We start from the raw sequence: 21,288 nt of genomic DNA, 5'->3' as shown, positions 1-21,288 counted from the left end.
AATCCCGTCAACCGATTCACATCGTTACGTCGCTGCAAAAATTGATCGTTACTTCGCTGTAAATCGAATGTGAATTATTTGCGGCGAGCATTGCGAAGCAATGTTTCGAAAAACGCCTGCAAGACAACATTAATTTACGTTCACACTGCGGCCGTTTGGTGTGTGCTGTGGCCGTGAGGTTACAGCAATTCGAGCGAACGATGCTAAGAGCATGCCGCGGCCTTGGGGGCTGTCAACGAAGGAACGGGAATAAGAATGAAGAAGGTTTTGCTTGTTACGGCCAGTCTGATTGCGCTCGGCGCAACTGCGCCGGCACTCGCTGCGGATCTCGCTGCGCGTCCTTACACCAAGGCGCCCCCGATGGTTGCTGCTGTATATGACTGGACCGGATTCTACATCGGTGCCAACGGCGGCTGGGGTTCGAGCCGCAACTCCTGGGATCTGGTTGGGTTTGGCCCAGAGGGCTCCCATGACGCGACCGGCGGCACGATCGGTGGCCAGGTCGGCTACCGCTGGCAGGCTGGCACGTTCGTGTTCGGCCTTGAAGCCCAGGGCAACTGGGCCGATTTCTCGGGCAGCAATGTGAGCCAGCAGTTCCCGGCCTTCCGCAACCACACGAACGTCGATGCGTTCGGCCTGTTCACCGGCCAGGTCGGTTATGCCGTCAACAACGTCCTGCTCTACGTCAAAGGCGGTGCTGCGGTGACCTCGAACAGCTACCGCGTCACCAACGTTGTAGGCGGCGCGCTCGCTGGCGTGACCGGCGACGACACCCGTTGGGGCGGCACGATCGGTGTCGGCCTCGAATACGCTTTTGCCCCGAACTGGTCGGTTGGCGTCGAGTACAATCACCTGTTCATGCAGGACCGTACCTACAACTTCACCACGCCGGGCGGCCTTGCCTTCGGCACCGACCGCATCCGTCAGGACGTCGATCTCGTCACCGCCCGCCTGAACTACAAGTTCGGTGGCCCGGCCGTCTCGCGGTACTGATCGTTCGCAATTCTCGCGAATCATGGAAGCCCCGGGCGCTGTCCCGGGGCTTTTTTATTGCGGCGGCCCGGGGCCGGTTAACCAAGCGGAGGTGTCGCAGAACATGCCGTGAGACGGGCCTTGACTCCTAGAACAAAAAAGGAACAATGTTCCTCATATGTTCTCAGATCGTAAGGAGTCGGACCATGTTGCGGATGTTCGTGGAAGAAGCGGCGGCGCTGGCGTCGATTACGCTGTTCGTCGGCATGATTGCGGTCTGGGCGCAGGTGATTCCGCAGCTTTGATGGTGGCGGAAGCCGACCCGGACTTGGTAGCGGACGGGTTGGGGAAAAGCCGGATGGCGGGCGCGGAGCGCGCGTTCCGCGTGGACTCCGTCAGGCCAAGGCATCACCATTGCGGCGGCGAGTCGGTGCGCACGTAAGCGGCCGGCGATCGCTCCCCACCACGCTGCAAGAGCCCATTTAGCACATGTCCAGTGCCGGATTCGTTCATCTCCACGTTCATTCGGCCTATTCGCTGCTGAAAGGCTCGATCAAGATTGCCAAGCTCGGCGAACTGGCGAAAGGCGACCGCCAGCCGGCGCTGGCGCTGACCGATACCGACAACATGTTCGGGGCGCTGGAATTCTCCGACAAGATGGCGGGCTATGGCATCCAGCCGATCGTCGGCTGCGAGCTCGCCGTCGATTTCGGCGACCAGGATCCGAACGCGCGCAATGCGCTGGCTGCTAGCCCGTCGCGAATCGTGCTGCTGGCGGCGCGGGAGCGCGGCTACCGCAGCCTGATGCGGCTGAACTCGCGGGCGTTTCTGGAAACGCCGGTCCATCAATCCCCGCATATCAAGCTCGAATGGCTGGAGGGCGATTCGGAGGATTTGATTGCGCTGACCGGCGGTCCCGACGGGCCGATCTCGCTGGCGCTGCAGGCCGATCATACGGCGCTCGCAGCAAGCCGTTGCGAGCGGTTGGCGAATTTGTTCGGCGATCGCCTCTATATCGAATTGCAGCGCCACGGCATCGACAAGGAGCGCCGCGTCGAGGGCGGCCTGATCGATCTCGCCTACGCCAAGGGCCTGCCGCTGGTCGCGACCAACGAGCCGTATTTTGCATCCAATGACGATTATGAGGCCCATGACGCGCTGCTCTGCATCGCCGGCGGCAAGCTGATCGCCGAGACCGATCGCGAACAGCTCACGCCGGACCACCGCTTCAAGACCCGCGCCGAAATGGCGGTGCTGTTTGCCGACATTCCGGAAGCGCTGGCCTCGACCGTCGAGATCGCCGAGCGCTGTTCGTTCCGCCCGAAGACGCGAAAGCCGATCCTGCCGCGTTTCACCGTCGGTGCCGGATCGGGCTCGGATGCGGCAACCGAGGAAGCGGCCGAGCTGAAGCGCCAGGCGGAGGAGGGGCTCGCACGGCGTCTTAAGGTTCATGGCCTGTCGCCCGGCACTACGGAAGAGGACTATCAGAAGCGTCTCGCCTTCGAGATCGACGTCATCAACCGCATGAACTATGCGGGCTACTTCCTGATCGTTTCCGACTTCATCAAATGGGCCAAGGCCCACGACATCCCGGTCGGTCCCGGCCGCGGCTCCGGCGCCGGTTCGCTGGTCGCCTACGCGCTGACGATCACCGATCTCGATCCGATCCGCTTCGGCCTGCTGTTCGAGCGCTTCCTCAATCCCGAGCGCGTCTCGATGCCGGACTTTGACATCGACTTCTGTCAGGACCGCCGCGGCGAGGTGATCGACTACGTGCAAGAGCGCTACGGCCGCGATCAGGTGGCGCAGATCATCACCTTCGGTACGCTGCAGGCGCGCGGCGTGCTGCGCGACGTCGGCCGCGTGCTGCAGATGCCCTACGGCCAGGTCGACAAGCTCACTAAGCTCGTGCCGCAAAATCCCGCTGCACCCGTGACGCTGGCGCAGGCGATCGAAGGCGAGCCGAAGCTGCAGGCGTTCCGCGACGAGGATCCGGTGGTCGCCCGCGCCTTCGACATCGCCCAGCGCCTCGAAGGGCTGACGCGCCACGCCTCGACCCACGCGGCCGGCATCGTGATCGGCGATCGCCCGTTGAGCGAACTGGTGCCGCTCTATCGCGATCCCAAATCCGACATGCCTGTGACCCAGTTCAACATGAAATGGGTCGAGCCCGCGGGACTCGTGAAGTTCGACTTCCTCGGCCTGAAGACGCTGACCGTGCTCGACGTCGCGGTAAAACTGCTCAGACAGCGCGACATCCAGGTCGATCTGGCGACGTTGCCGATTGACGATGCGCCGAGTTACCAGATGCTGGCGCGGGGCGATGTGGTCGGCGTGTTCCAGGTGGAAAGCCAGGGCATGCGGCGCGCGCTGATCGACATGCGGCCCGACCGTTTCGAGGACATCATCGCGCTGGTGGCGCTCTATCGCCCGGGCCCGATGGCTAACATCCCGACCTATTGCGCCCGCAAACACGGCGACGAGGAGCCGGAATATCTGCACCCCGTCCTGGAGCCGATCCTCAAAGAGACCTTCGGGGTCATCATCTATCAGGAACAGGTGATGCAGATCGCGCAGGTGATGTCGGGCTATTCGCTCGGCGACGCCGACCTGTTGCGCCGCGCAATGGGCAAGAAGATCCGCGCCGAGATGGACAAGCAGCGCGACATCTTTGTCGCCGGCGCGGTGAAGAATGGCGTGCCGAAAGGGCAGGCGGATACGATCTTCGAACTGCTGGCAAAATTCGCCGACTACGGCTTCAACAAGAGCCACGCCGCCGCCTACGCGCTGGTGTCGTACCACACCGCCTACATGAAGGCGCATTACCCGGTGGAGTTTTTGGCGGCGTCGATGACGCTCGAACTCAACAACACCGACAAGCTCTCGGAATTCCGCGCCGAGGCGCAGCGGCTCGGCATCAAGGTCGAGGCGCCGAACATCAACCGTTCGGGCGCCACCTTCGAGGTCGGTGACAACACCATCTACTACGCGTTGGCCGCGCTGAAGGGCGTCGGGCAACAGGCGATCGATCAGATCGTGGAAGAGCGCAAGAAGGGCGCCTTCACCTCGCTTGCGGACTTCGCCGCGCGGGTCAATCCGCGCGCGATCAACAAGCGTATCATCGAGAGTCTCGCCGCGGCCGGCGCATTCGACACGCTCGAATCCAACCGCGCCCGCGTCTTCGCCGGTGCCGACGCCATTCTCGCCGCCTGCCAGCGCAGCCACGAGGCGGCGACGATCGGCCAGAACGACATGTTCGGCAATGCCGCCGACGCGCCGACCATCATGCTGCCGCAGATCGAGCCGTGGCTGCCGGCCGAAAAACTCCGCCGCGAATACGACGCCGTCGGCTTCTTCCTGTCCGGCCATCCGCTCGACGATTACGCGACCGTGTTGAAGCGGCTGCGGGTGCAGTCCTGGGCGGAATTTTCCCGCGCCGTCAAAACCGGCGCGACCGCGGGCAAGGTCGCGGCCACCGTGGTGTCGCGGATGGAGCGCCGTACCAAGACCGGCAACAAGATGGGCATCATGGGCCTGTCGGACCCGACCGGGCATTTCGAGGCCGTGCTGTTTTCCGAAGGCCTTGCGCAATATCGCGATGTGCTCGAGCCGGGCGCTGCCGTATTGCTGCAACTCGGCGCCGAACTGCAGGGCGAGGACGTCCGCGCCCGGGTGCTGCATGCCGAGCCGCTGGATGATGCCGCGGCCAAAACTCAAAAGGGCCTGCGGATTTTCGTTCGCGACACCAAGCCTTTGGATTCGATCGCGCGGCGGCTCAACATGCCGGAGGCATCGGCGCCAAACGGTCCGGCCAAAGGCCTGCCGGCAAAGCCCGCGCCCGCGCCATCGGGTGGCGCCGATGGCGACGTGTCGGTGGTCATGATGCTCGACCTGCAGACCGAGGTGGAAATGAAGCTGCCGGGGCGCTTCAAGGTCTCGCCGCAGATTGCGGGCGCGATCAAGGCGGTCGCTGGCGTGGTGGACGTGCAGACGCTATAACCAACGCTTGGACATGGCGCATGCAACATCTTCGCGAGCCATGCAGCGAATTCGCCTCTGCCAACCGTTAATTGTGTGCGGGAATCCTCGATCTGTTACGGCGGCTCAAGAACCGATTCCGCCGAAGCTTTGCCGCTCCATCATAACCGTTATCACGGATCAGGCGTCAGCGACATGGACGCCGAAGGCAAGGAGAGGTGCAATGTGCGAAAAATGCGTCTCAAATCAGCTTCATTCGACGGCGCCCTCGCGGCGTTCCGTAGTTCTCTTCGCGGCCTCGACACTCGGGCTAATGCTCGCCGACATAGCTAACGCCAAGGATACGAAGACTCCTCCCAAGCCGCAGAACGTGTTGCCGCCGGACGCCGCCCTCAAGAAATTGATGGAAGGAAATGCGCGCTATGTTGCCGGCACATCGCGGCGCCACGACTTCAAGCATGAAAGGGAAGCATTGGTCGGAGGTCAGAACCCCTACGCAGCCGTTCTGAGCTGCGCGGATTCGCGCATCGCGCCCGAATATGCCTTCGATAGCGCGCGTGGTGACTTGTTCGTCTGTCGCGTGGCCGGCAATTTCGCCAACGACGATACGGTTGCAAGCATGGAATATGCCGTCGCCGTGCTTGGCACGCCGATGATCCTCGTGCTGGGTCACGACAGTTGCGGTGCCGTCGACGCGACGATCAAATCCCTGAAGGACGACAAGCCGCCTCCGGGACATATTCCGTCTCTGGTGGCTGCGATTGCACCCTCGGTGAAGGCGTCGGCCCAGCAGAGCGGAAATGCGCTCGACAACGCCATTCGGCAGAACGTGATTGATAACGTCGCCAAGCTGAAGTCGGCCGCACCGATCCTCAACGCCGCCGTCGAGCAGAACAAGATCAAAGTGGTCGGCGGCATCTACCGGCTTGCAACCGGCAAGGTCGAGCTGTTGAGCTGACCGCAGCCGGATAGGGCGCGGCGCCGTCATCTCCCGCGGCGCGGTCGCGCGGCGGCTCAACATGCCGGATGCATCGGCGCCAAACGGTCCGGCCAAGGGCCTGCCGGCAAGGCCCGCGCCCGCGCCATCGGGCGGCGCCGATGGCGACGTGTCGATGGTCATGATGCTCGACCTGCAGACCGAGGTGGAAATGAAGCTGCCGGGCCGTTTCAAGGTCTCGCCGCAGATCGCCGGCGCGATCAAGGCGGTCCCCGGCGTGGTCGACGTGCAGACGCTGTAGGGTTACCCGGCGCCCGCGGATAACGCCATAAGTGCTATTGCAACCTCACGGTGTTTCCGGATATGCCCGTTGAGGGGAATAGGTTTGGGGGGCGTTATGTTGGGGCGTGGAATTGCGTTGCTGTCGTGCGCGCTACTGTTGTCGGGCTGCATGACGGCCAAGGTCGGTACCGACTATGCGGCGATCTCGCAAAAGATCGGCCCGCCGAAGCCGGGGCAGTCCCGGGTGGTGGTGCTTCAAAAAAAGCGCGACGGGCTGTCCATGGCCTTTTGTGCCTGTGAGGTGAGGGTGGATAGCAGTCCAATGGGTAAGGTGCTGGTAGGCACCTACGCCTATGCCGATCTCCCGGCGGGTCCGCATCAGCTTGTCGCAAGCGAAACGCTGTTTCCGGGCGAGACCAGGCGCGATTTCACCACCGCGCCCGGCCGCACCTACTTCTTTCTCGTCAAATCGAGCCCGAGGCATGATGCGGTGAGCGGAATGTCACTGGTCGGAGGATTGGCTGGCGTCGCGGTCGCGGCTGTCGCAACGTCCGGCAGCGATAATCTCGGGCCGGGCGAATTTATTCCGCTGGACGAGCCAACCGCGAGAACGATGCTCGCGGACCTGCAACTGGCCGATTAGCGTCAATTCGAAGCGCGGGACTGGGGAACGATTTGATTGTCTTGATTGCCTGCGCGTTGCGCGCCTCCCTCCTGCTTCTGTCGTTCCTGCTTCTGTCTGCTGCAACATTTGCACCAAGCGCAGCGTCTGCTGCCGGTCCGCCATCGTCTTCCGCGGAAGGCATTTACGCTGCCGCGCCGCCGCGGTTATTGCAAATCCGTACGCTGCTTGCAGATGCCGGACGGCAGACATCGATCGGCTCCGGCTTCCTCGTCTCCGCCGACGGGCTTGCGGTCACGAACTATCATGTGATCTCGCAGGCCGCACTGGAGCCGAAGACTTACCGGCTCGAATACCGGGGCGCTGACGGCAGCCACGGCAATCTCAGCCTGATCGGGGTGGACGTGCCGAACGATCTCGCGATCGTTCAACTCGACAAGCGCGATGCGCCGTTCTTCACCTTCAACAAGGCGGCGATGGACGGAGCCATGCCCAAGGGCGAGCGGCTCTACTCGATGGGCAATCCGCTCGACCTCGGTTTCACCATCGTCGAAGGCACCTATAACGGCCTGGTCGAACATAGTTACAACGAACGCGTCCACTTCACCGGGGCGCTCAATCCGGGCATGAGCGGCGGCCCCGCCGTCACCGCTGACGGCCGCGTCGTCGGCGTCAATGTCGCCACCAGGCGCGGCGGCCAGCTCGTCAGCTTCCTCGTCCCCGCCCGTTTCGCTGAGGCGCTGCTCGAGCGCGTACGCGGCCGCAGCGCTGCGCCTTCCGAACTGCGTGGCGAGGTCGGGCGCCAGCTCGCCGCCTGGCAGGCCTCGCTCTACAGATCGTTTGCCGAGCGGGGTTTCCGTTCCGCCACACTCGGGCCGTACCGTGCGCCTGAGACCTCGGCATCGTGGTTCAATTGCTGGGCGCAGACCAATGCGGATGCGACGCCCAAGCCGCGCGCGAGCATCAATTCGACGACCTGCACCAGCGACACCGGCCTGTATGTCGCCTCCGATCTCACAACCGGCTCGATCCAGATCAACCATTCCTATGTCAAGACGATCGATCTCAACCAATTCCAGCTCGCCTCGCTCCTGACAAACCTCAGCCAGCCGCGCGTGGTCGGCGGTGGGCCGTTCCGCAAATGGTACACGCCGGAGCGCTGCCACGAGGACTTTGTCGCCGCCGCCGTCACGTCGAGCCACCCGCCGTTCCGCGCCATCTGGTGCGCGCAGGCGTACCGTGAATTCGACGGCCTCTATAACGTTGTCATGGTCGCCGTCAGCCAGGACGACGGTCGCGAGGCGCTGGTGTCGCGGCTCAACCTGCCGGCGATCGGTTATGAGGACGCGATCGCGCTCGGCAAACGGTTCCTTGAATCGGTGCAAGTGACTCGATGACAAGTGAAGCGATAATCTGGATCGAGATTCTGTCGCGCCATCGCGAGGTCACCGCACGTTTCCGGATCGTCTCTGCGGAAGCGCGGATCGGCCGCGGTTACGACAACGACGTCATCGTCGATGATCCCTATGTTGCCGCGAGCCATCTGCGGATCTTTCGCGACGATGCGGGGCAATGGATCTCCGAGGACCTGGGAAGCGCCAACGGCACGTTCCTCGATGGCGTCCGTGCGAAACAAGCGCGCTTTGCGACAGACGGCAGGCAACTGATCCGGATCGGGCAGACGTTGTTGCGTGTCCGCCAGGCGAGCCACGCGGTCGAGCCCGAGCGGCTTGCGCCACGCGATCGGCCAGCGCTGCCGGTCGCGCTGGCTGTGGGGCTCGCAAGCGCTGTTCTCGGGCTGTCTGCGCTTACCATTTGGCTCGCCCAGACTTCCGAGCCGCGGGCCTCGTCCTATTTGACGCCGCTGCTGGGGATCATCGCCGCCGTATTGCTTTGGACCGGGCTGTGGGCGCTGCTATCGCGCATCTTTTCCGGCCGATCGCGCTTCCTGCGCAACCTGCTGATTGCGCTTGCCGGCATACTGGCGCTGACCGTCTACAACGAATTCGCGCGCTATTTCGCGTTCGCCCTCAACTGGCCTTCGGGCATCATCTATCAGTATGCCGCCGCCTGGACGGTCCTTGCGACAATCTGCTTCCTGCATCTGCGCGAGATCGGCCCGGCGCGACTGTGGCTGAAGGGCGCGATCGTGACCACGGTGCTGGCGACCGCGGTCGCAGCGCAGACCCTGCAGCAGTCCGAAGCCTTCTCCGAATCCGGCCGGCAGAACAACGCCCGCTTGCTGATGCCGCCGGCGCTTCGCGTGGTGCCGGTCAAGGAGGAGGATACCTTCTTCCGTGATGTCGGCCAGTTGAAAGCCAGGCTCGATGCTGATCGCGGCAAGGCGAGGGCCGGGGAGGCGGGCCGATAAACATTGGCCCGCCAAGGGGCGCCTCGGCCAGCACGAGCCCGCTCACCCGACGCCGCGCAGCGCCTGCTTGATCTCATTCAGCTTTTGCGCGGCTATCGCGCCATCGATCGCCCCGTTACCAAGCCGACTAAAGTCTACCAGGACATGCTGCCAAACCTGTCAGCATCGTCAGGCATAATCGGCTATTGCCGGCTTGGGGACGGGACAGTTACGACCGCGCGTTTGATCTGCATCAACTCGTCAACCGCTCCAGGCAGAATAATTTACAGCACGGGAGGATCAAGCGTGGCGCAGACCACCAGACACCATGCCGATCAGGTACAGGCGACCGTCGCGCGCGGCTCGGCCGCGACGTCAGCCATGGTCGCGTCCTGGCGCCGGTCCTCCAATTTTCATCGCCTCGATCCCGCCGAATGCAGTCTGCCGCGCCGGCTGAGCCAGGCTGAATTCGAAACGGCGCGGCAGCAGATCGAACCGCTGGTCCGCGCCGCTCAGTCCAACCTAGATCGCCTGTTCCTCGCGGTCGGCGGCGTCGGATGTTGCGTGCTGCTGGCCGACCGAAACGGCGTGCCGGTCGACCGGCGCGGCGCTGCGTGTGACGACGAGACGTTCAAGGCGTGGGGATTGTGGACCGGAACGGTCTGGAGCGAGGATTGCGAGGGCACCAACGGCATCGGCACCTGTCTTGCCGAACAACGCGCGCTCACCGTTCATCGCGACCAGCATTTTTACGCGCGCAACACGCTGTTGAGCTGCACCTCGGCGCCGATCTACGATCACGAGGGCAGGCTGGCCGCGGCGCTCGACGTTTCCTCCTGTCGCGCCGACCTGACCGAAGGTTTCGTCAACCTCATATCGGTTGCCGTCAGCGACGCCGCGCGGCGGATCGAGACGGAGAATTTCCGCCTGGCGTTTCCCGATGCGCGCTTTCTGTTCGCTCCCGACATCAATCGCGGCGGCGGCGGGCTGATTGCGGTCGATGCCGACGATCTCGTCATCGGTGCGACACGGTCGGCGCGGCTGGCGCTCGGCGTGACGCGGGACTTTCTGAAGAAACCGTTGCCGGCGGCTGACCTGCTCGGCGGTGCATCGAGCCCGGCGCGCGACCTCGATCAGGCCGAGCGGGCGGCGGTACAACGGGCGCTGGCGCGCAGCGACGGCAACGTTTCGGCCGCCGCCGAGGCGCTCGGCATCAGCCGCGCGACGCTGCACCGAAAGCTGCGGCGCCTCGACCTCCATCGCGCGCACTGACGATTGCCCCGCGCACTGTCGCAGTTCTGCGACACGCGCGCCGGCGATCAAGTTTGGACGGACTGACAACGTAACCGGCCTTCGCCATGGTTTTCCCAGAGCGCCGCATCCAGCGACGCCATAGCGAGGAAGAGCCATGAACAAGGTCGAATTCTCACGGACTGCGAAGGCCCCGTTCGAAAGGCGTTACGGGAACTACATCAACGGAAAATGGGCCGAGCCGCGCTCGGGCAGATATTTCGATAATCATTCGCCGGTGAATGGGCAGTTGCTCTGCGAGGTTGCGCGCTCTGACGCCAAGGACGTCGAGGCTGCGCTCGATGCGGCGCACGGCGCCAAGGAAGCGTGGGGCCGCACCAGCGTCGCCGAACGCGCGCTGATCCTCAATCGCATCGCCGACCGCATGGAGCAGAACCTCGATCTGCTCGCGCTCGCCGAAACCTGGGACAACGGCAAGCCGATCCGCGAGACTACTGCTGCCGACGTGCCGCTCGCGATCGACCATTTCCGCTACTTCGCCGGAGCGATCCGCGCGCAGGAGGGCGGCCTTTCCGAAATCGACCACGATACCGTCGCCTATCATTTCCACGAACCGCTCGGCGTCGTCGGGCAGATCATCCCGTGGAATTTTCCGCTGCTGATGGCGTGCTGGAAGCTGGCGCCGGCGCTGGCTGCCGGCAACTGCGTCGTGCTGAAGCCGGCCGAACAGACCCCGGCCGCGATCATGGTGTGGGCGGGGCTGATCGGCGACCTGCTGCCGCCGGGCGTGCTCAATATCGTCAACGGCTTCGGCCTCGAGGCCGGCAAGCCGCTGGCCTCCTCGCCGCGCATTGCCAAGATCGCCTTCACCGGCGAAACCTCGACGGGCCGGCTGATCATGCAGTATGCCAGCCAGAACCTCATTCCGGTGACGCTCGAACTCGGCGGCAAGTCGCCTAACATCTTCTTCAAGGATGTCACCGCCGAAGACGACGAGTTCTTCGACAAGGCGATCGAAGGCTTCGTGATGTTCGCCTTCAACCAGGGCGAGGTCTGCACCTGTCCGAGCCGCGCGCTGATCCATGAATCGATTTTCGACCGCTTCATGGAAAGAGCCTTAAAGCGCGTCGAGGCGATCGTGCAGGGCGATCCGCTCGATCCGGCCACCATGATCGGCGCGCAAGCGTCCTCCGAACAGATGCAGAAGATCCTGTCCTATATCGACATCGGCCGCGGGGAGGGTGCGCAGGTGCTGACGGGCGGGGCGCGCAACGAACTCCCGGGCGATCTTGCCGGTGGCTTCTACGTCAAGCCGACGGTGTTCAAGGGCAACAACAAGATGCGCGTGTTCCAGGAGGAGATCTTTGGGCCCGTCGTTTCGGTCACGACCTTCAAGGACGACGACGAGGCGCTCGCGATTGCCAACGACACGCTCTACGGTCTCGGCGCCGGCATCTGGAGCCGCGATGCGAGCCGGCTGTACCGCTTCGGCCGCGCCATCCAGGCCGGTCGGGTCTGGACCAATTGCTACCACGCCTATCCGGCGCATGCCGCCTTCGGCGGCTACAAGCAATCGGGCGTCGGTCGCGAGACCCACAAGATGATGCTCGACCACTACCAGCAGACCAAGAACCTGCTCGTCAGCTACAGCCCGAAGAAGCTCGGCTTCTTCTAACCTGTCCTGACATCGGTAACGGCGTAGCGCGCGGACCATTTCGGTCCAGCGCGCTACGTCGCGATCGTCTTTTCAAGAAGTTTTCATTGCCTTTGCGATTCCGCCCCGGCCGAACCGGCGTATAATCGCATCGAGGGGGAACTGTGCTGCATCACGTGAATTTCACCTGATATCGCAGTGACGGAGGTCCGCCATGAAAGTCAAAGACGCGATGCACAAGGGCGTCGACTGGGTCAATCCCGATACGCCCATCACCGAAATTGCCAAGCTGATGCGAGAACATGACATCGGCTGCATTCCGATCGGAGAGAACGACCAGCTGGTCGGGATGGTGACCGATCGCGACATCGTCTGCAAAGGAATTGCGAACGGCAAGTTCGACCCCAGCCGCGCCCTGGCGCGCGACGTGATGACCGAAGGCATTCATTGCTGCCGGGAGGACGATGACCTTGCCAAGGCCGTCCATCACATGGAGGCGCTGCAGGTCCGAAGGTTGCCGGTGATCAACAAGAGCAAGCGAATGGTCGGCATGATCAGCCTGGGCGATGTCAGCCGCTTTGCACCCAATGATTTGCTGGCCGGGTGCGTGAAGAGCGTGGCGGCCCATCACTGAACACGGCGGCAGTCCTTGCCGTTCACGCGCGATGGCGTCCGCGTCGAAATCGACGCGGACGACCGAAGGAAGTGCGCGGGCCTCAATCGTGGGTGCTGAAGTGGCCGCGCCAGGCCTTCGCCGTCAGTCGGGCGAACTGCTCGCCATCCATGCGGATCAGCGTCGCGTGGTCGCCGCCTTCCAGGTAAATCTCCCGTCGCGCGTCGATGCTGTCGTCGATGATGACGTCCAGCCCATAGCATTCTCCGAGCGGCGGGATCGCGCCGCGCTCGCAGTCCTCGAACAGCCGTTCGATCTCGTCCTCGCTCGCCAGGTCGACCTTGTGGCCGAGCTGACTTTTCAGGGCCGATAGATGCAGGTGATGGGAGGCCGGAAGCACGGCCATCATGTAGCCGCCGTCACGGCGCAGCACGACGGCTTTCGCCAGCGCCTCGCCCGGCACGTGGCAAGCCTCGGCCGTACGGTTCGATGACATGGTTGGGGCATGCGGGATCACGTCGTAGGTGACGCTCTGATCCAGGTACTTCTGCAGGGTCGGGGAAACGGTCATGGCGGCTCCTCCATTGCATGGGCAATCCGCACACCGGGAGGAACTCGCGCAGTCGCCTCACGATGCGGGCGAACACGATTTGCAGCAAGGATACGCCCGCCGGCAGGCCGCGACAATGCGAATTCGGTGCTGGAACCGTCGAGGGAGGACCCGTCTCGATCGGATTTTGCGCGAATTGCCTTGCTGCGAGCGCATTTATTCAAGAAATGTTCAGCTCAACGAGCCTTCGATGCGGCGCTCGGGCGGCGACAGGGTGGAAGCCATGCGGTTAGTAAGAAGTCTGTCGATCCTCGCGATGTGTCTCGTCACGGCGCTGGCGGGATATTTGAGCCCCGCCGCGGCGCAGCTACCGGAAAAGCGCATTGCGCTGGTGGTCGGCAACGGCGCTTACGCGAAATCGCCGCTGGCGACCGCGGCCAACGACGCCGGCCTGATCGCGCAGACGTTGCAGGCGGCAGGCTTCGACGTGGTCGGCGCCCGCGATCTCGATGGCGACACGCTGCGCAAGAGTTTCCGCGATTTCATCCAGAAGGCCGAAAGCTCGGGGCCTGATACGGTCGCAATGGTCTATCTGGCCGGTTACGGGCTGCAGCTCGCCGGCGACAACTATTTCGTGCCGGTTGATTCCGCGATCAACCGCGATACCGACGTTCCGACCGAGGCGCTGCGGACCGGCGACTACATCCGCCAGCTCGCCTCGCTGCCGCTGAAGGCCGGCATCGTCGTGCTGGATGCGGCGCGCCAGCAGCCTTTCGTCGACGGGCAGATCGCAAGTGGCCTCGCCCTCGTCGAGGCCGACCCGCACATGCTGATCGCGTTCAACGCGGCGCCCGGAACGGTGGCGCCGGCCGAGCAGGGTCCGTACGGCATTTACGCCCAGTCGCTGGCCGAGATGATCCGGACCGGCGGACTGCCGTTGCCGGAGGTCTTCAATCGCCTGCGGCTCCGCGTCAACGAGGCGAGCAAGGGCGCGCAGATGCCCTGGGACAGCCAGAAGGTCGATGCGGCCTTCACGTTCTTCGAGCGTGAGCCCGACGCGCCGGCGCCGCCGTCGGCGGATCAGGCCGCCGCCGTCCGCAGCAAGCCGATCCGCGAACTCGGCGTGCAGGATGCCTACGCCATGGCGGTCGAGCGCGACACGCTGCAGGGCTATGAGGAGTTTCTCGGCGCCTATGCGAGCGATCCCCTGGCCAAGCGGGTGAGGGCGATCGCGGCGGCACGGCGCGAGGCGATCACCTGGCGCCGCACCTACCGCACCGACACTCCGAACGCCTATTGGTCGTACCTGCAACGCTACCCGCGCGGGCCGCATGCGGCCGACGCACGCCGGCGCCTCACCATTCTCACCGCGCCGCTGGAGCCGCCGCCGACATTCGACGTGATCGATTACGATGTGCCGCCGCCGCCGCCGGACGAGCTCATCTATATCGATCGTCCGGTGCTGGCCTTCGGCGATCCCGAGTTCGATTTCGTCGCCCCGCCGCCGGCGCCGGTCTATTACCTGCCGCCGCCGCCGGATGATTTCGTGGTGCTGGAGCCGCCGCCGCCGCCGATCGGGCTGTTCATTCTGCCGCAGCCGATCTTCGTGCCGATACCGGTCTATGTCAGGCCGCCGCGCTACGTGGCGCCGCCGCCGAACAACATCATCTATGCCAACATTCACAACAGGACCGTCATCAACAACGTGATCAACCGGCCGCCGGCTGCGCCTATCGCCGGACCTGGTATGGCCGGACCTGCTGGCAGGCCGGTCGGGCGCCCCGGCACCCCGGATCGGGTGGCCGCGCCGGGGCAGGGGAGCGCCACGCCGGTGCTGCCGCCTGCGGTGGCGCAACGGGCGACGCTGATCCAGCAGGGCAAGGCGCCGGTGCCGCCGAGCGCCACGATCAATCCCGCCGTGAGAACTGGTCTGCCCGGTACTCCCGCGGGGCAGACCGGAAGGCCGAACGCAGTGCAACCGGCAAACGCGCCAGCCGCGCTGCCGTCGACACAGCAGCCCGTGCCGAGGACCAACGCCCTGCCGGTCCCGGGCGCCAGGGGCACGCCACCGGCGCCTCCGAGCGCCGCCGTCAGTCCGAACGCGAGGCCTGGGCCGGGCGGTCCGCCGCCGGGATCGGCGGCACCTTCCGCTGCCGGAGCCAGACCCGCGATCGGCGCAACGGCGCCGGCTGGCCAGCAACCAAGAGAAGGGCCAAGAGAAGGGTCAAGGGTGGTCACACCGCCCCCAAGCGCCGCCGCGCCCTCAAGACCTGCGGCTGCGGTTAGTCCAAAACCTGAATTGCAGCCTGAATCGCGACGAACGCCGCCGCCGTCCGCAGTGCAGGTGGCCCGGCCTCCGCCACCGTCCGCTGCACGCGTTGCTCCGTCGGCACCGCCGCCCAGGATGGCCGCGCCGCCTCCACCGGCGAGGGTGGCAGCCCCGTCGCCTCCACCCAGGATGGCCGCCCCATCGGCCCCGCCGCCGCGCATGGCTGCGCCGCCGCCTCCTCCACCGAGGATGGCGGCACCATCGCCGCCACCCAGGATGGCCGCGCCACCGGCCCCGCCACCGCGTATGGCTGCGCCGCCTCCTCCACCGAGGATGGCGGCACCATCGCCGCCACCACCGCGTATGGCCGCGCCACCGCCGCCGCCGCCTCGGATGGCTGCACCGCCGCCCGCGGCCCGCCCAGCTCCGGCCAGGAGCTGCCCGCCAGGAGCCCGATGCTGATTGTTAAAGGGCCAGATCCGCCGGGTCTGGCCCGAGGCGGCCCTGAATCGCTGATCTACAAGACCGAAAATCCGGCCGTATTTCCTTGCTTCTGGCTGGAATCCGGCTATATAGCGCGCCATCTCACACGGAAACATGGCTCTCAAAGGCCGTCCGGTGGCAACCGGGCCAATCAGGCTCGTTTGCTCACACGTTTCCGGAGGAACCAACCGGAGAACTATAACTATGGCGCTACCCGATTTCTCTATGCGTCAGCTCCTCGAAGCTGGCGTGCACTTTGGTCACCAATCGCATCGCTGGAATCCGAAGATGGCGGATTACATCTTCGGTGCCCGCAACAACATCCACATCATCGACCTCGCCCAGACCGTGCCGATGCTGCATCGTGCGCTGCAGGCGGTGTCCGACACCGTCGCCAAGGGCGGCCGCATCCTGTTCGTCGGCACCAAGCGCCAGGCGCAGGACGGCGTGGCCGACGCGGCCAAGCGCTCGGCGCAGTATTTCGTCAACTCGCGCTGGCTCGGCGGCACGCTGACCAACTGGAAGACGATCTCGGGTTCGATCAAGCGCCTGCGTCACCTCGATGAGGTGCTCTCGTCGGGCGAAGCCAACTCCTACACCAAGAAGGAGCGGCTGACGCTGCAGCGCGAGCGCGACAAGCTCGACCGCTCGCTCGGCGGCATCAAGGACATGGGCGGGCTTCCCGACATGATCTTCGTGATCGACACCAACAAGGAAGACATCGCGATCCAGGAAGCGCAGCGGCTCAACATTCCCGTCGCCGCCATCGTCGACACCAACTCCGACCCCAAGGGCATCACCTTCGTGGTGCCGGGCAATGACGACGCCGGCCGCGCCATTTCGCTGTATTGCGATCTGGTGGCCCGCGCCGCCATCGACGGCATTTCGCGCGCGCAGGGCGATTCCGGCATCGACATCGGCGCCGCGGTTCAGCCGGTTCGCGAGGAAGTTCCGGCGGCTCCGCAGCCGGCCGGCTTCCAGGGGCTGGCCGGTCCGCGCGGCACCGCAGACAACCTCAAGAAGCTCACCGGCGTGTCTGGTACCATCGAGAAGAAGCTCAACGACCTCGGCATCTTCCATTACTGGCAGCTCGCCGAGCTCGATCACGACACCGCGCACAAGATTGGTGAAGAGGTTGGTCTTCCGAGCCGCGCCGATGCCTGGGTTGCCCAGGCCAAGACGCTGACCGCGGAAGCGGAATAATTGTTACGCCGCGTGGCCGGGTCTTCCGGCCGCCGGTTCTGCTCCCCAGATTACGGCATTCCCTGTAGCTGACGACGGCACGGCGCAAAGCGCGCCGCGCCCGCGGCTAGCAGGCAAGAAGGATATTCGACGATGGCAACGATCACGGCGGCGATGGTCAAGGAACTGCGCGAGTCGACCGGCGCAGGCATGATGGACTGCAAGGCAGCCCTCACCGAAACCTCCGGCGACATGCAGGCGGCGCAGGATTGGCTGCGCAAGAAGGGCCTGTCGAAGGCTGCGAAAAAGGCTGGCCGTGTCGCGGCCGAAGGCCTGATCGGCGCCGTGACCTCGGGCCCCAAGGGCGTCGTGGTCGAGGTCAATTCGGAGACCGACTTCGTGGCTCGCAACGAGCAGTTCCAGGGCCTCGTCAAGATGATCGCCCAGGTCGCGCTCCACAACGGCGCCGACGTCGAGAAGATCAAGGCCGCGAAGGTTGGCGACGTCACCGTCGAGACCGCGATTTCGGACGCGATCGCCACCATCGGCGAGAACATGTCGCTGCGCCGTGCGGCCTCGCTCGAGGTCGGCAAGGGCGTGGTCTCAAGCTACGTCCATGGCGCCGTGATCGATGGCGCCGGCAAGATGGGCGTGCTGGTCGCGCTGGAGTCCACCGGCAAGACCGATGAACTCGCAGCTCTCGGCCGCCAGCTCGCGATGCACGTCGCCGCGACCAATCCGCAGGCGCTGGATCCGTCCGGCCTCGACCCCGAGATCGTGAAGCGCGAAAAGGACGTGCTGGCCGACAAGTACCGCCAGCAGGGCAAGCCCGACAACGTGATCGAGAAGATCGTCGAGTCCGGCCTGAAGACCTACTACAAGGAAGTCTGCCTGCTGGAGCAGGCGTTCATCCACGACACCGGCAAGTCGGTGGCGCAGGCGGTCAAGGAATCTGAAGGCAAGGTCGGCGCGCCGGTGAAGATTGCCGGATTTGTGCGCTATGCTCTCGGCGAGGGAATCGAAAAGCAGGAATCCGATTTCGCAGCCGAAGTCGCGGCGGCCAGCGGCAAGAAGTAACCGCTGCGGTACTAGTCTTCCGGCGCGGCCGCGCCGGAAGTCGCCTGCGCGGGAGAGGAAAGCGATAAGCAATGGCTGAGCCGGTCTATCGTCGCGTCGTGATCAAGCTCTCGGGCGAGTATCTCGCAGGCAGCCAGTCCTTCGGCATCGACCAGCCCACCGTTGATCGCATCGCCGACGACCTGATCGCGGCCAAGAAGCTCGGCGTCGAGGTGGCCGTCGTGATCGGCGGCGGCAACATCGTTCGCGGCGTGGAAGTGTCCTCGCGCGGTGTGTCGCGTCCGACCGGCGACACCATGGGTATGCTCGCCACCATGATGAACTGCCTGGCGCTGGAAGCCGCGATCGAGCGCAAGGGTGCGCCGGCGCGGACGCTTTCGGCGTTCGTGATGCCCGAGATTTCCGAGGTGTTCACCCGTAGTGCAGCGCACAAATACCTCGCGGAGGGACGAATCGTGCTGCTCGGCGGAGGAACCGGCAATCCGTTCTTCACCACCGACACCACGGCGGTGCTGCGGGCGGCCGAGATCGGGGCGCAGGCGGTGCTCAAAGCTACCAACGTCGACGGCGTTTACAGCGCCGATCCCAAAAAAGACCCGTCGGCCAAGCGTTTTGACCGTTTGACGCATTCGCAGGCGATTGCCGGCGACTACAAGGTGATGGATGCGACCGCATTCGCGCTTGCCCGCGAGACGTCACTGCCTATCATCGTATTCTCGATCGCCGAGCCGGGTTCGATCGGCGCGATCCTGCGCGGGACCGGCCACGGCACGGTGGTTGCCGGCTGACAGGCTGGTGCTGCTTCGAACCGCCAGCTTTTGATGCCGGCGGCTGGTTTCTAAGGAGGGGAGAGTGTTATGCCCACGCCCGGTTTTGACATCAACGAATTGAAGCGCCGCATGCAAGGCGCCACCAACTCGCTCAAGCACGAGCTGGGCGGCTTGCGGACCGGCCGCGCGGCGGCGTCCATGCTGGAGCCGGTGCAGGTCGATGCCTATGGCACGCACATGCCGCTCAACCAGCTCGCGACCGTCAGTGTGCCCGAGCCGCGCCTGCTCTCTGTGCAGGTATGGGACAAGTCGATGGTGAAAGCCGTCGAAAAGGCCATCGTCGATTCCAATCTTGGCCTGTCGCCGGCGACCGAAGGGCAGGTGCTGCGCCTGCGGATTCCCGAGCTCAATGAGGAACGGCGCAAGGAACTGGTGAAGGTCGCGCATAAATACGCCGAAGCTGCCAAGGTTGCGGTTCGCCATGTCCGCCGCGACGGGCTCGATATCGTCAAGAAGCTCGAGAAGAATCACGAGATTTCCGAGGACGATCAGGAGCGGCTCGCCAACGATGTGCAGAAGGCGACCGACGGAATGATTGCGGAAATCGATCAGTTGCTGGCGGCGAAGGAAAAGGAAATCCTCACCGTTTGAGAGCAACGTTGAAGAGTTGAGACTGGTCCTGGAATATTGATGATGCCGAACGCCGCCGCCCCCGCCACGGAAGGATCTGACCGATCCGTCCCGTTGCATGTGGCGATCATCATGGACGGAAATGGGCGCTGGGCGGCAGCGCGCGGCTTGCCGCGCGCCGAAGGCCACCGCCGCGGCGTCGACGCGCTGCGTCGCGTGGTTCGCGCCGCCCATGAACTCGGCGTGCTCTATCTGACGATCTTTTCGTTCAGTTCCGAAAACTGGTCGCGGCCGGCGACCGAAATCGGCGACCTGTTCGGCCTGCTGCGCCGCTTCATCCGCAACGATCTGGCGACGCTGCATAGCGACGGCGTGCGCGTCCGCGTGATCGGCGAGCGGGAAGGGCTGGAGCCCGACATCTGCACGCTGCTGAACGAGGCCGAGGAACTGACCAAGACCAACACCAAGCTCAATCTCGTGGTCGCGTTCAATTACGGATCGCGCCAGGAAATCGCCGGCGCCGCGCAACGCTTGGCGCGCGAAGTGGCCGAGGGCAAACGCGATCCGGCATCGATCGATGCCGATGCACTCGGGCAATATCTCGATGCGCCCGACATTCCCGATCCCGACCTGATCATTCGCACCAGCGGCGAGCAGCGGCTGTCGAACTTCCTGATGTGGCAGGCGGCTTACAGCGAACTCGTGTTCGTGCCGATCCACTGGCCGGATTTCGACAAGGCCGCGCTCGAAAGCGCCATTGCCGAATATGCCAGACGGGAACGCCGTTTCGGCGGTCTGGCCGCGAAAACCGGATCGTGACCGAGCCCGAGGCCGCACCGGCGGCAGCAAGCGCACCCGATTCGCGCAATCTCGTGATGCGCATCGCCGCCGCCGCGGTACTGATCCCGCTTGCGGTCGCTATCGCCTATGCGGGCGGTTTTCTGTGGGCCGCGCTGGTGACGCTGGCGGCGATCGGCCTGTTTGTGGAATGGCTGGCAATCGTTGGTCTCGCCGGCGCGATGCGTGTGATCGTGCCCGGCGTGGCGGCGCTTGCGATTGCCGGACTTTGCTTTGCGTTTGGCCGGCTCGATGCCGCGCTGATTGTGTTGGCGGTTGGTTTCGTCGCGGTCGTGGCGATCGCCCCGGAACGGCGAAACTGGGCGGCGGCGGGCTTTTTGTACGCGGCGGCGGCCGAAATTGCCTCGGTGCTGGTGCGTCTCGATTCCGTGAAGGGCTTTGCCGCCTTGATGTTCGTGCTGCTGATCGTGTGGGTCACCGACAGCGGCGGCTATTTTGCGGGCCGCGGCATCGGCGGACCGAAACTCTGGCCGCGCGTCAGCCCAAAAAAGACCTGGGCGGGCGCCATCGGCGGTTTTGCCGCTAGCCTCGCCGTGGCAATCGGGTTTGCGGTGTTCGATCTGGGCAGAATGGGGCCGCTATTGATGCTTGCGGGGGTCCTCTCGGTGGTTTCGCAGCTCGGCGATCTCTTCGAATCCGCCGTGAAGCGGCGTTTTGGCGTAAAGGACTCAAGTCACATTATTCCCGGCCACGGCGGACTAATGGATCGCCTGGATGGATTTGTCGCAGCCGTCGTCGTGGCGGCACTTTTCGGCCTTCTGCGGGGCGGCGCCGATGGCGTCGGCCGCGGTCTTATGGTTTGGTGACAGG

At 64.6% G+C, this 21,288-nt stretch carries 17 protein-coding genes and 1 pseudogene; 17 read left to right on the top strand and 1 reads right to left on the bottom strand.

Features of this window, described 5'->3' with window-relative positions; genetic code table 11:
• The first annotated feature begins 255 nt into the window (after positions 1-255).
• The 10 genes and pseudogenes from AC0QUY_RS00650 (at position 256) to AC0QUY_RS00605 (ending at position 12,680) form a co-directional block, all read left to right on the top strand.
• Positions 256-993 carry an outer membrane protein gene (locus AC0QUY_RS00650; protein WP_475385362.1) on the top strand — a complete coding sequence of 246 codons (738 nt, stop codon included), beginning with the start codon at positions 256-258 and terminating at the stop codon, positions 991-993.
• A 468-nt stretch (positions 994-1,461) separates the two neighbouring features.
• A complete protein-coding gene (gene dnaE / locus AC0QUY_RS00645) occupies positions 1,462-4,971 on the top strand; it encodes a DNA polymerase III subunit alpha (RefSeq protein ID WP_475385361.1) in 3,510 nt (1,169 codons plus the stop codon).
• 202 nt (positions 4,972-5,173) lie between these two features.
• Entirely contained in the window at positions 5,174-5,908 is a 735-nt protein-coding gene (locus tag AC0QUY_RS00640) for a carbonic anhydrase (protein WP_475385360.1), read from the top strand.
• A 40-nt stretch (positions 5,909-5,948) separates the two neighbouring features.
• Positions 5,949-6,188 (top strand): annotated as a pseudogene (locus AC0QUY_RS00635) (hypothetical protein); the annotation flags it as partial.
• Positions 6,189-6,338: 150 nt separating this feature from the next.
• Positions 6,339-6,812, top strand: coding sequence for a DUF2846 domain-containing protein (locus tag AC0QUY_RS00630; RefSeq protein WP_246738243.1), 474 nt, complete (start codon positions 6,339-6,341; stop codon positions 6,810-6,812).
• A gap of 32 nt (positions 6,813-6,844) precedes the next feature.
• Positions 6,845-8,188: a S1C family serine protease gene (locus AC0QUY_RS00625; protein WP_475385359.1), complete on the top strand. Its 1,344-nt coding sequence runs from the start codon at positions 6,845-6,847 to the stop codon at positions 8,186-8,188.
• A complete protein-coding gene (locus AC0QUY_RS00620; protein WP_475385358.1) occupies positions 8,185-9,162 on the top strand; it encodes an FHA domain-containing protein in 978 nt (325 codons plus the stop codon). The genes AC0QUY_RS00625 and AC0QUY_RS00620 overlap by 4 nt, the downstream gene beginning before the upstream one ends.
• Positions 9,163-9,447: 285 nt before the next feature.
• Positions 9,448-10,413, top strand: a complete 966-nt coding sequence (locus AC0QUY_RS00615) for a helix-turn-helix domain-containing protein (protein WP_475385357.1) — start codon at positions 9,448-9,450, stop codon at positions 10,411-10,413.
• A 136-nt stretch (positions 10,414-10,549) separates the two neighbouring features.
• The gene (gene adh, locus AC0QUY_RS00610; protein ID WP_475385356.1) at positions 10,550-12,067 is read left to right on the top strand and encodes an aldehyde dehydrogenase; all 1,518 of its coding nucleotides are present in this window, start codon (positions 10,550-10,552) and stop codon (positions 12,065-12,067) included.
• 193 nt (positions 12,068-12,260) lie between these two features.
• Positions 12,261-12,680: a CBS domain-containing protein gene (locus tag AC0QUY_RS00605; RefSeq protein ID WP_161854874.1), complete on the top strand. Its 420-nt coding sequence runs from the start codon at positions 12,261-12,263 to the stop codon at positions 12,678-12,680.
• 82 nt (positions 12,681-12,762) lie between these two features.
• Here the strand turns inward: AC0QUY_RS00605 and AC0QUY_RS00600 are convergent, their stop codons facing one another.
• Positions 12,763-13,230 (bottom strand): aminoacyl-tRNA deacylase, encoded by a 468-nt coding sequence (locus tag AC0QUY_RS00600; protein ID WP_475385355.1) that lies wholly within the window; start codon positions 13,228-13,230, stop codon positions 12,763-12,765.
• 262 nt (positions 13,231-13,492) lie between these two features.
• Between AC0QUY_RS00600 and AC0QUY_RS00595 the strand changes: the two genes are divergently transcribed.
• The 7 genes from AC0QUY_RS00595 (at position 13,493) to AC0QUY_RS00565 (ending at position 21,284) form a co-directional block, all read left to right on the top strand.
• Entirely contained in the window at positions 13,493-15,940 is a 2,448-nt protein-coding gene (locus AC0QUY_RS00595; RefSeq protein WP_475385354.1) for a caspase family protein, read from the top strand.
• 225 nt (positions 15,941-16,165) lie between these two features.
• Positions 16,166-17,164 carry a 30S ribosomal protein S2 gene (locus AC0QUY_RS00590; RefSeq protein WP_161854872.1) on the top strand — a complete coding sequence of 333 codons (999 nt, stop codon included), beginning with the start codon at positions 16,166-16,168 and terminating at the stop codon, positions 17,162-17,164.
• A 132-nt stretch (positions 17,165-17,296) separates the two neighbouring features.
• Complete coding sequence (gene tsf, locus AC0QUY_RS00585) at positions 17,297-18,220, top strand: translation elongation factor Ts (RefSeq protein ID WP_475385353.1); 924 nt, start codon at positions 17,297-17,299, stop codon at positions 18,218-18,220.
• A gap of 71 nt (positions 18,221-18,291) precedes the next feature.
• Positions 18,292-19,008, top strand: a complete 717-nt coding sequence (gene pyrH, locus AC0QUY_RS00580) for a UMP kinase (RefSeq protein WP_475385352.1) — start codon at positions 18,292-18,294, stop codon at positions 19,006-19,008.
• 69 nt (positions 19,009-19,077) lie between these two features.
• The gene (gene frr, locus AC0QUY_RS00575) at positions 19,078-19,641 is read left to right on the top strand and encodes a ribosome recycling factor (RefSeq protein WP_161854869.1); all 564 of its coding nucleotides are present in this window, start codon (positions 19,078-19,080) and stop codon (positions 19,639-19,641) included.
• Between the two features lie 42 nt (positions 19,642-19,683).
• On the top strand, positions 19,684-20,439 hold the full coding sequence (locus tag AC0QUY_RS00570; protein WP_161854868.1) for an isoprenyl transferase: 756 nt from the start codon (positions 19,684-19,686) through the stop codon (positions 20,437-20,439).
• On the top strand, positions 20,436-21,284 hold the full coding sequence (locus tag AC0QUY_RS00565; RefSeq protein WP_475385351.1) for a phosphatidate cytidylyltransferase: 849 nt from the start codon (positions 20,436-20,438) through the stop codon (positions 21,282-21,284). The genes AC0QUY_RS00570 and AC0QUY_RS00565 overlap by 4 nt, the downstream gene beginning before the upstream one ends.
• The last annotated feature ends 4 nt before the right edge of the window (positions 21,285-21,288 follow it).

The sequence above is a fragment of the Bradyrhizobium sp. WYCCWR15520 genome, assembly GCF_056174665.1.
Note: the sequence above shows the minus strand (reverse complement) of the source record. Positions and strands in the feature narration are given on the sequence as shown.

What these genes read in the sequence shown, in the direction of transcription:
- AC0QUY_RS00650 (WP_475385362.1), top strand. Translation starts at nt 256, where the DNA reads ATGAAGAAGGTTTTGCTTGTTACGGCCAGTCTGATTGCGCTCGGCGCA.
- dnaE (WP_475385361.1), top strand. Translation starts at nt 1,462, where the DNA reads ATGTCCAGTGCCGGATTCGTTCATCTCCACGTTCATTCGGCCTATTCG.
- AC0QUY_RS00640 (WP_475385360.1), top strand. Translation starts at nt 5,174, where the DNA reads ATGTGCGAAAAATGCGTCTCAAATCAGCTTCATTCGACGGCGCCCTCG.
- AC0QUY_RS00630 (WP_246738243.1), top strand. Translation starts at nt 6,339, where the DNA reads ATGACGGCCAAGGTCGGTACCGACTATGCGGCGATCTCGCAAAAGATC.
- AC0QUY_RS00620 (WP_475385358.1), top strand. Translation starts at nt 8,185, where the DNA reads ATGACAAGTGAAGCGATAATCTGGATCGAGATTCTGTCGCGCCATCGC.
- adh (WP_475385356.1), top strand. Translation starts at nt 10,550, where the DNA reads ATGAACAAGGTCGAATTCTCACGGACTGCGAAGGCCCCGTTCGAAAGG.
- AC0QUY_RS00605 (WP_161854874.1), top strand. Translation starts at nt 12,261, where the DNA reads ATGAAAGTCAAAGACGCGATGCACAAGGGCGTCGACTGGGTCAATCCC.
- AC0QUY_RS00600 (WP_475385355.1), bottom strand. Translation starts at nt 13,230, where the DNA reads ATGACCGTTTCCCCGACCCTGCAGAAGTACCTGGATCAGAGCGTCACC.
- AC0QUY_RS00595 (WP_475385354.1), top strand. Translation starts at nt 13,493, where the DNA reads ATGCGGTTAGTAAGAAGTCTGTCGATCCTCGCGATGTGTCTCGTCACG.
- AC0QUY_RS00590 (WP_161854872.1), top strand. Translation starts at nt 16,166, where the DNA reads ATGGCGCTACCCGATTTCTCTATGCGTCAGCTCCTCGAAGCTGGCGTG.
- tsf (WP_475385353.1), top strand. Translation starts at nt 17,297, where the DNA reads ATGGCAACGATCACGGCGGCGATGGTCAAGGAACTGCGCGAGTCGACC.
- pyrH (WP_475385352.1), top strand. Translation starts at nt 18,292, where the DNA reads ATGGCTGAGCCGGTCTATCGTCGCGTCGTGATCAAGCTCTCGGGCGAG.
- frr (WP_161854869.1), top strand. Translation starts at nt 19,078, where the DNA reads ATGCCCACGCCCGGTTTTGACATCAACGAATTGAAGCGCCGCATGCAA.
- AC0QUY_RS00570 (WP_161854868.1), top strand. Translation starts at nt 19,684, where the DNA reads ATGCCGAACGCCGCCGCCCCCGCCACGGAAGGATCTGACCGATCCGTC.